The sequence below is a fragment of the Nevskiales bacterium genome (assembly GCA_035574475.1).
Lineage (GTDB): Bacteria > Pseudomonadota > Gammaproteobacteria > Nevskiales > DATLYR01 > DATLYR01.
The window spans coordinates 1-8,295 of the sequence record DATLYR010000108.1; the positions used below are offsets into that span (position 1 = coordinate 1).

An 8,295-nucleotide genomic window follows, 5' to 3' on the forward strand; every position below is an offset into this window, starting at 1 on the left:
CCGCTGACCCCGCTGGCGCCGCAGTATCATGCACCGGTGCGCGCCGCTCTGGCGGCCGCGGGAGTGTGTTCATGAGCCGCCTGTGGATGTTGCTGCTGTTGCTGCCCGTGCTGACGGCCTGCGCCGGCTCGCGTTATTGTGAGCGTGTGGCACAGACCTACGAGGATGTCCCGGAGCGGCCACCGCTGCAGGCGCCGGAGGGCTTGCAAGTGCCGCCGCCGGACCCCAATTTCGCCATACCCGAGGCAACCGGCGAGGACGTGCGTTATGCCACGGCCACCACCGATGCCAAGGGGCGCCGGCAGACGGCCTGTCTGGACGCGCCGCCCCCGCTGCCGGCCGCGCACGGTGCCGCAGAACCGGAACCGGCGCCCACGGTCGAACCCGCGACGGAGCCCGGTGGCGATGCGCCGCCCGCCAAGCCCGGCGCCTGACGTTTAACGGAGAGATGTCCGAGTGGTTGAAGGAGCACGCCTGGAAAGCGTGTATACGGTGATAAGCCGTATCGCGGGTTCGAATCCCGCTCTCTCCGCCATATCCCTGCAGCGGAATGCCGGAATGCCAGTTCGTTCAATGGTGGGCCGCGTCGGTTCCCCCGCGACGATAGGTCGTGAACCCCGTCAGGCCCGGAAGGGAGCAGCGGTAGCGACCGATTCGGGCGCCGGGGTGTGGCTGGCGCGGTCCGCCGCCTTCTGGCCCAGCCCATGAGCTACGAAGCCCTGGCGCGCAAATGGCGCCCGCGCCGTTTCACGGAACTGGTCGGCCAGGGACACGTGGTGCGCGCGCTGACGCACGCCCTGGAGCAGGATCAGCTGCACCATGCGCTGCTTTTCTCCGGCACGCGTGGCGTCGGCAAGACCACCATCGCGCGCATCCTGGCGCGTTGCCTGAACTGCGAAAAAGGCGTCAGCGCCAATCCCTGCGGCGAATGCGGCAGCTGCCGCGAGATCGATCAAGGTCGCTTCGTGGACCTGATCGAGATCGACGCCGCCTCGAACACCGGCGTGGACAACGTACGCGATCTGCAGGACAACGCCCAGTACGCACCCACCCGTGGCCGGCGCAAGATCTACCTGATCGACGAAGTGCACATGTTCTCCAAGAGCGCCTTCAACGCCCTGCTGAAGACGCTGGAGGAGCCGCCGCCGCGCGTGCACTTCATCCTGGCCACCACCGATCCCCAGCGCCTGCCGGTCACCATCCTGTCGCGCTGCCTTCAGTTCCACCTCAAGCGCCTGCCGGCCGGGGAGATCCGCAGCCAGCTGCAGCATATCCTCGAACGCGAGGGCATCGCCTTCGAGCCCGGCGCCCTGGCGGCGCTGGCGCAGGCCGCCGACGGCAGCATGCGCGACGGCCTGAGCCTGCTCGACCAGGCCATAGCCTTCGGCGGTGGCCGGCTGCGCGAGGCCGAGGTGCGCGACATGCTCGGCACGCTGTCGCGGCGCGACATCCTGGCGCTGCTGGCCGCGCTGGCCGCGAACGATGCCAACGCGCTGCTGGCTGCGCTCGACGCGCTGGACGAGAAGGCACCGGATTACGACGCCGTGCTCGAAGACCTGCTGGCACTGTTGCAGCGCATATCGTTGATCCAGCTGGTGCCGGGGGCAGACCCGGGCGACGAGGAGAATGCCACGCAGTTGCAGGCACTGGCGCAGGCGATCAGCCCGGAGGATGCGCAGCTCTACTACCAGATTGCGCTGCAGGGCCGGCGCGACATGGACTGGGCGCCGGACCCACGCAGCGGCGTGGAGATGACGCTGCTGCGCATGCTGGCTTTCCGCCCCGACGGCGCCGAGCGGGCGCCCGCCGCGAACCCGCCGGTCACCGGCCATCGCTCCACCCCGACCGCAGCGCCGCCGGCCGCGCGGCCGCGGACGTCGAGCACGACCAGCACCGGCGGCAGCGACTGGGAATCGGTCGTGGCCAGCCTGGAACTGCGCGGCCCGGTGGTCGAGCTGGCGCGCAACTGCGCCTGGCTGGGCTGTGAGGGCGATCAGGTCAGCCTGCGGCTGGATCCGAAGCACCAGAGCCTGCTGACCGGCGGCCTCGACCGCAAGCTGGAGGCAGCGCTGCAAAAGCTGTGGGGCGCGGGCATCCGGCTCAGCATTCGCATCGCCAGTGGCGAGCAGGAGACACCGGCGCAGCGCGATGAGCGCCAGCGTGACGCGCGTTACAACCGCGCCGAGCAGGCGATCGCCGAAGACCCGGTGGTGCAGGGCCTGCAGTCCCGTTTCGGCGCGCGCGTGCGCCCCGGTTCGGTGGAGCCGCTCGAATAGCTTCGCGACCCTCACGGAGTCAACCATGAACAAGGCAGCACTCGGCAATCTCATGCGCCAGGCCCAGCAGATGCAGGCCAATATGCAGAAGCTGCAGGAGGAACTCGCGCGCCTGGAGGTGACCGGCGAGGCCGGCGCCGGGCTGGTCAAAGTCACGCTCAACGGCCGACATGAAGGACGCGCCGTGCGCATCGATCCCAGCCTGCTGGGCGAGGATCGGGAAATGCTCGAGGACCTGATCGCCGCGGCGATTACCGACGCCAGCCAGCGGCTCGAGCAGATCAGCCGCGAGAAGACCGCCGCGCTGACCAGCGGCCTGCCGCTGCCGCCGGGCTTCAAGTTGCCGGGCATCTGAAGCCCGCACGACGCCCGTGAGCTACTCGCCGCTCCTGACCCAGCTGGTGCAGGCCCTGCGCCGCCTGCCCGGCGTGGGGCCGAAGTCGGCCCAGCGCATCGCCTTCCACCTGCTGGAGCGCGACCGCGCCGGTGCCCTGGCGCTGGCGGACAGCCTGCGCGCGGCCATGGAGGGCATCACGCACTGCCAGGATTGCCGCATGTTCAGCGAGGGCCCGCGTTGCGAGTACTGCCAGGCTCCGGGCCGTGACGATGGCCTGCTGTGCGTGGTCGAAGGCCCGGCCGACGTGCTGGCCGTGGAGCAGGGCGCGCACTACCGCGGCCGCTATTTCGTGCTGATGGGGCACCTCTCACCGCTCGATGGCATCGGCCCCGAGGAGCTTGGTCTGGACCTCTTGGCGCAGCGCTTCGATCGCGGCGGGCTGCAGGAGGTCATCATCGCCACCAATCCGACGGTCGAGGGCGAGGTGACGGCGCATTACATCGCGGAGCTCGCGCGCAGCCGCGGCCTGCGCGTCACGCGCATCGCGCATGGCGTGCCGGTCGGCGGTGAGCTGGAGTACGTGGACAGCGGCACGCTGGCCCATGCCTTCGCAGGCCGCCAGCAGGTTTGAAATATAGATGCCCGCTTCGTGGGCATCTCAATAGAACGTCATCCCGGCCCCGGATTCAAGCATTCCGGGGCAGGCTCCAGCCGGGATCCAGTGTCTCAGCCTTTGCCCATCCATTTCGCCAGCTGGCGATAACTGGCATAACGGCGTGGTGATATCGCGCCAGCCTCGACCCGATGGCGAATCTCGCAGCCGGGCTCCTGCAGGTGCCGGCAGTCCGGAAACCGGCATAAGGCTGCCGCTGCAGCGAATTCGCGAAAGCCCTTGACGAGATCGGCCAGCGTGACCGGCCACAGGCGGAAATCGCGCACGCCGGGCGAGTCGATGAGGCAGCCATTCCCGCCCGGCAGGGGATAGAGCCGCGTCGTACTGGTGGTGTGCTGGCCGGCGCCGCTGGCCTCGGACAGCTGCCGGGTGCGCAGCGCGAGGTCGGGTACCAGCGCCGACACCAGGGACGACTTGCCGACGCCGGATTGCCCGACCACGATGCCGGTTTGCCCGGCCAGCCACTGGCGCAGCCGGTCGAGACCCTCGCCGCTGCGCAGGCTGGTGAACAGCACGCGGTAGTCGAGCGCGGCATAGGGCCGCAGCTCGCTTTCCCATTGGCGCCGTGCTGCAGCGTCGAGCAGATCCGATTTGTTGAACACCAGGCAGGCTTGCAGACCCAGCAGTTCGGCGGCGACGAGGTAACGGTCGAGCAGCGCCAGCTCAGGTGCGGGCGCCGGTGCCAGCACGACCAGCAGCCGGTCGATATTGGCAGCCATGACGCGCTGCTGCGCGCGCGCATCATGCCGCAGCAGCTCATTGCGGCGCGGCAGGATCTCGACCAGTACGCCCTGATCGGTCGCATCGGTCCGGGCCCAGTACACGCGGTCGCCGCACACCGGCCGCCCCAGCCGTCGGGCAACATGGCAGCGGACCAGTTCGCCGCCTGCGTCCTGGACCAGACAGTGCGCGCCGAAGTGGACCGCCACGCGGCCTGCGCGGGCTTCGGCAGCGGGTTTCACTCGGGTTTGCCCAGCAGGGCGTCCACCTTGGCCGCGCAGATGAAGTCGTTCTCGGACAGGCCGCCGATGGCATGCGTGCTGTAGCGGATCGTGCAGGTTTTGTAGCCGAAGCTGATGTCCGGATGGTGGTCTTCCTGGTGCGCGATCCAGGCGACCGCGTTGACGAAGGCCGTGGTCTGCCAGTAATTGCGGAAGTTGAACTGCGCCTCGATGGACTTCGCATCTGCCGCGAGTTTCCAGTGCGGGCCGATCTGGGCGAGCAGGGCCCGAGCCTCGGCCTGGCTGAGCGCGGGCACACCGCCCTCGCAGGGCTTGCAGCGACGGGTGACGAGTGCCGATTCCATGACGCCATTTCTCCGATCTTGCGCTGGCTGGATACAGTAGCAGCGCTGCCAGGGCTCATCCAGCCTCTGTTAAACTTTCAGCGCCATGGCCCTGCACAGCGACAACCTGATCTGGATCGACCTCGAGATGACCGGTCTCAACCCGGACCAGGATCGCATCATCGAGATCGCCACCGTCGTGACCGACAAGGACCTCAACCTCATCGCCGAGGGGCCGGTGCTGGCGATTCATCAGGCCGATGCGGTACTCGACAAGATGGATGCCTGGAACACACGCCAGCACGGGCAGTCCGGGCTGACGCAGCGTGTACGCACGAGTACCTTGAGCGAACGTGATGCGGAGCTCGCCACGCTGCAGTTTCTGGCCCAGCACGTGCCGCCCAACAGCTCGCCCATGTGCGGTAACAGCATCTGCCAGGACCGGCGCTTCTTGCACCGCTGGATGCCCGAGCTGGAGCGCTACTTCCACTACCGCAACCTCGACGTCAGCACGCTCAAGGAGCTGGCGCGGCGCTGGGCGCCGGCGGTGGCGGAGGCCTATACCAAGAGCAGCACGCATCTGGCGCTGGACGACGTGCGCGACTCGATCAACGAGCTGCGCCACTACCGCGCGCAGTTCATCAAGGGGTAGGCGGTCATCGAGTGCCGCCTGTCCCCCTGCTCGCGGGGGGAGAGGGCTGGTTCCGGACGGGTTACTGCTGGGCGGTGGTGGCGAAGCGCTGCAGCTGGGCAGGCGTGAAATAGCTGGGCGGCTGGAACCAGTCGTACTCCAGCGGCCGTTTTTCCTCCTGGGTCAGGTACAGCGCGACGTAGCGGCGTGACTGCAGGTCGTAGTGAATCTGCGGCCGATTGATCATCGAGGGCACTTCATACAGCGTGATCGAGTGCGCCTCGGCGCAGCGCCAGAACTGGCCGCGCTCGTCGTACATGTCCTGGTACAGGATCTGCCAGCTGTCCTCATCGAGGTAGAACACGCGCTTGCTGTAGATGTGCTTCAGTCCCGGGCGTACGTTGGCCTCCACCACCCATACCCGGTGCAGCTCGTAGCGTGGCAGGTCCTGGTTGATGTGCCCCTTGGTCAGGATTTCGCGGTATTTGTGCTTATGGCTGTTCACGCCGTAGGAGTTGTACGGCATGTAGTATTCCTTCTTGCCGATCAGCTTGAAGTCATAGCGGTCCATGGGGCCGTTGAACATGTCGATCTGGTCGTGGGTCATGAGTCCGTCGAAGGCGGGGTTGTCATAGCCGACCTCGCCGATGCGGCGGATCTTGCGCTGGCCGGGGTTGTAGACCCACAGCCCGGTGTTGTCCTTGATGCGGTCCAGCGGCAGGTGCAACAGATAGGCGTCGCCGGCTTTGGAGACCGGCGCGGTAACCTTGTACAACGCGTACAGGTACTTGTTGTCGAAGTTGGCGAGCGTGGTGTCGGGATGGTTGTAGCGCACCGCCAGCTCGAAATAGGAACGTTCCACCACGTAGTCGCCGGTGTGCGTCGTGGCGGCATGGTTGTAGAAGCCGCGGTAGCCCTTGGTGTGGTAGCGCACCATGTGGTTCCACATCACCTCGCGCCCGCTCTTGGGGATCGGGAACGGGTGGCCGGCCACGGTATTGGAGAAGCCATTGCCGTTGTTGGTCAGCTCGACGCGGGTCGCGTTCTTGATGGTTTCATCGTAGATGAACTTGGGGAAAGCGGCGCTGCGGCGCGTCGGGTAGATGCGCATCTTGTAGGTGTCCGGGAAGTTCTTGAACATCGCGATCTGGCCGGGCGTGAGCTTGTCCTGGTACTGCGTGTAGTTCTTGCTGGTGATCGTGAACAGCTCCTTGTCGTCCGGGTAGGGATCGAGATACTCGCCGCCCTTGACGAAGCCGGCCGGCGGCGTGGTCAGTCCGCCCGTCCATTCCGGGATGGTGCCGTCGGCATTGCCGGCGCGCTCGGCGCCCAGCGGAGTGAGGCTGTTGCCCAGCTTGGCAGCCTCCTCGGCCGGGACCACCGCGTACCCCGGGCGCAGCCCGAGCATCAGCCCTAGAACCACGAGAAACCGCATCGCTACCCGCATGAATCTTTGCTCCTCTTGCACCGGCCGGCGTTATATAGAATGGTGACAGCCGTCGGGGCACAGTCTGCCAGTTAGCCCCAGCGCAAGCCAGCCGCCGCGAGCCGCTATCGATTGGAGGCTACGCGGCGTGACAAAGTTCAGATGCTAGAACCCATCTCATGATCCCCCGTGAGCCGCGTTACTGGCCGAAATGCGCGGATGCAAGGCGCGCCCCGCCGCCCGTAGTGTGTGCTACGGGCTAGCGGCGCAACACCGCAGCCGTGCATTTCGGCCGTAACCCACCGGGACCGGGCGCTTTTGGCCCAGGGCTTTGTTGCGACTCGCTCGTGTACACTCAGTACACCACGCTCGTCGCGTCGCGCCCTGGGCCAAAAGCGCCACGGTCGCGGCCGCGCGGGATCTATGAGATGGGTTCTAGTCAGGACGGGTTCAGCATGGCGGGTCGGGGTGAAGGTCGCGATCGGGACGCGGAGGACGCGCCATCAACCGCGCTGGCACAGCTGCCCGCCTGGGCCATGGATTTCCTGCGCAGCCTGTTCGACCTCGAGTTCCGACGGCTGCTCACGCCGCGCATGCTGCCGACCCTGTTCGGCTTCGCCATCATCGCCAGCGCGCTGGCGGTCATCGGCTACGTGCTCGAGGGCTTCGCGACTGCGACCGGTGCCGGCCTGATCCGCCTGTTCCTGACCGGGCCGTTGCTGTTCCTGGTGCTGGTGGTGCTAGCGCGCGTAGCGCTGGAATTCTGCCTGGCTATCTTCCGAATCGCCGTGCACGTCAACAAGATGGCCGGCCACACCGAGGAGATCGCCGGCGGCTTGCCCCGCATCCAGTTCTGGAAGCCGCTGCGCAGGAAGAACGAACCTGGCGAGGATCTTTAGGAGCCACTCATGCTGACATCGATCCTGCTGATGCTGGGCACCGCCGTGTTGAGTTCACTGTGCACGCTGGGTCTGGCCTGGTGGTTTTACCAAGCGCAACTGCGCGAACGCTTGGACCGGCGCATCGAGGCGCTGGCCGGGGAGTTGGAGCGGCGCGTGCACGATGGCGTCAAGGCGGCCGGCATCGAGCTGCTGCCGGCGTTCCAGGCGCGCGTCGAGGCCGGCTTCAAGGATGCGATGGCGAGCCTGCCGGAGAAGGGGGCCAGCGCCGTGGCCAAGGCCAGCGCCAGCCTGATCGGGGAGGGGCTGAACACGCTGTTCGGCCGGCGTGAGCCGAGCGACAAAACCTAGCCTGCGCTTGTAAAACGCCCCCTGCCGTTGATGCCTGGCTTCGGCCCCGGCGGGGCCCCTTTATTTCAGAGACGCCGAGCGTCATCCATGACGTGCGTGGGCCGCGACCCGGCGGCGGGCACGGGGGCCTGCGCGGCAGAGGCTGCCTAACCTGCTGTCTCGCCCACTCCCACTCCAAACGCCGGCTAGGCGCTGTTGCTCGGCTCGCTGGAAACCGGTTCTGCAGCCGGGCCCGCCGGCGGCGGGGCGACGACCGGCTCCGGTGCGACGATCGGCATTGGTGACGGCATCGCTGCTGGAATCGGCGCCGGGGCGGCCGCCGGGCTGATGCCGCTGTCGGCCGTCATTGGCGCGCGGGCGGGGCGGGGCGACGGCGCTGCTTCACCGCCGCCGGCCGCGGCTGGCGTCATCGCCATG

General features: G+C 67.4%; 11 protein-coding genes, 1 tRNA gene and 1 other RNA gene. 10 read left to right on the top strand and 3 right to left on the bottom strand.

Features of this window, described 5'->3' with window-relative positions; all coding sequences use genetic code 11:
* The first annotated feature begins 71 nt into the window (after window positions 1-71).
* The 6 genes from VNJ47_06315 (at window position 72) to recR (ending at window position 3,244) form a co-directional block, all read left to right on the top strand.
* Complete coding sequence (locus tag VNJ47_06315; protein ID HXG28444.1) at window positions 72-434, top strand: hypothetical protein; 363 nt, start codon at window positions 72-74, stop codon at window positions 432-434.
* A gap of 8 nt (window positions 435-442) precedes the next feature.
* Window positions 443-535 (top strand) — tRNA-Ser (locus VNJ47_06320).
* Between the two features lie 49 nt (window positions 536-584).
* An RNA gene (ffs, locus tag VNJ47_06325) (signal recognition particle sRNA small type) lies at window positions 585-681 on the top strand.
* 23 nt (window positions 682-704) lie between these two features.
* Window positions 705-2,276 (top strand): DNA polymerase III subunit gamma/tau, encoded by a 1,572-nt coding sequence (dnaX, locus tag VNJ47_06330; protein HXG28445.1) that lies wholly within the window; start codon window positions 705-707, stop codon window positions 2,274-2,276.
* Between the two features lie 25 nt (window positions 2,277-2,301).
* The gene (locus VNJ47_06335; protein HXG28446.1) at window positions 2,302-2,631 is read left to right on the top strand and encodes a YbaB/EbfC family nucleoid-associated protein; all 330 of its coding nucleotides are present in this window, start codon (window positions 2,302-2,304) and stop codon (window positions 2,629-2,631) included.
* Window positions 2,632-2,647: 16 nt separating this feature from the next.
* Complete coding sequence (gene recR / locus VNJ47_06340) at window positions 2,648-3,244, top strand: recombination mediator RecR (protein HXG28447.1); 597 nt, start codon at window positions 2,648-2,650, stop codon at window positions 3,242-3,244.
* A gap of 95 nt (window positions 3,245-3,339) precedes the next feature.
* On the opposite strand, the gene rsgA is transcribed toward recR, so the two are convergent.
* Together rsgA and VNJ47_06350 are read right to left on the bottom strand one after the other, a co-directional pair.
* The gene (gene rsgA / locus VNJ47_06345) at window positions 3,340-4,248 is read right to left on the bottom strand and encodes a ribosome small subunit-dependent GTPase A (protein ID HXG28448.1); all 909 of its coding nucleotides are present in this window, start codon (window positions 4,246-4,248) and stop codon (window positions 3,340-3,342) included.
* Window positions 4,245-4,592, bottom strand: a complete 348-nt coding sequence (locus VNJ47_06350; protein ID HXG28449.1) for a 4a-hydroxytetrahydrobiopterin dehydratase — start codon at window positions 4,590-4,592, stop codon at window positions 4,245-4,247. Before VNJ47_06350 ends, rsgA begins: the two co-directional genes overlap by 4 nt.
* 85 nt (window positions 4,593-4,677) lie before the next feature.
* Between VNJ47_06350 and orn the strand changes: the two genes are divergently transcribed.
* Entirely contained in the window at window positions 4,678-5,223 is a 546-nt protein-coding gene (orn, locus tag VNJ47_06355) for an oligoribonuclease (GenBank protein HXG28450.1), read from the top strand.
* 61 nt (window positions 5,224-5,284) lie between these two features.
* On the opposite strand, the gene VNJ47_06360 is transcribed toward orn, so the two are convergent.
* Window positions 5,285-6,649: a DUF1329 domain-containing protein gene (locus VNJ47_06360; protein ID HXG28451.1), complete on the bottom strand. Its 1,365-nt coding sequence runs from the start codon at window positions 6,647-6,649 to the stop codon at window positions 5,285-5,287.
* A gap of 434 nt (window positions 6,650-7,083) precedes the next feature.
* On the opposite strand from VNJ47_06360, the gene VNJ47_06365 reads away from it, so the two are divergent.
* The 3 genes from VNJ47_06365 to VNJ47_06375 form a co-directional block, all read left to right on the top strand.
* A complete protein-coding gene (locus VNJ47_06365) occupies window positions 7,084-7,527 on the top strand; it encodes a DUF4282 domain-containing protein (protein HXG28452.1) in 444 nt (147 codons plus the stop codon).
* Window positions 7,528-7,536: 9 nt separating this feature from the next.
* The gene (locus VNJ47_06370; GenBank protein HXG28453.1) at window positions 7,537-7,878 is read left to right on the top strand and encodes a hypothetical protein; all 342 of its coding nucleotides are present in this window, start codon (window positions 7,537-7,539) and stop codon (window positions 7,876-7,878) included.
* A 195-nt stretch (window positions 7,879-8,073) separates the two neighbouring features.
* On the top strand, window positions 8,074-8,295 hold a 222-nt coding region (locus VNJ47_06375), incomplete at its 3' end, for a hypothetical protein (protein HXG28454.1).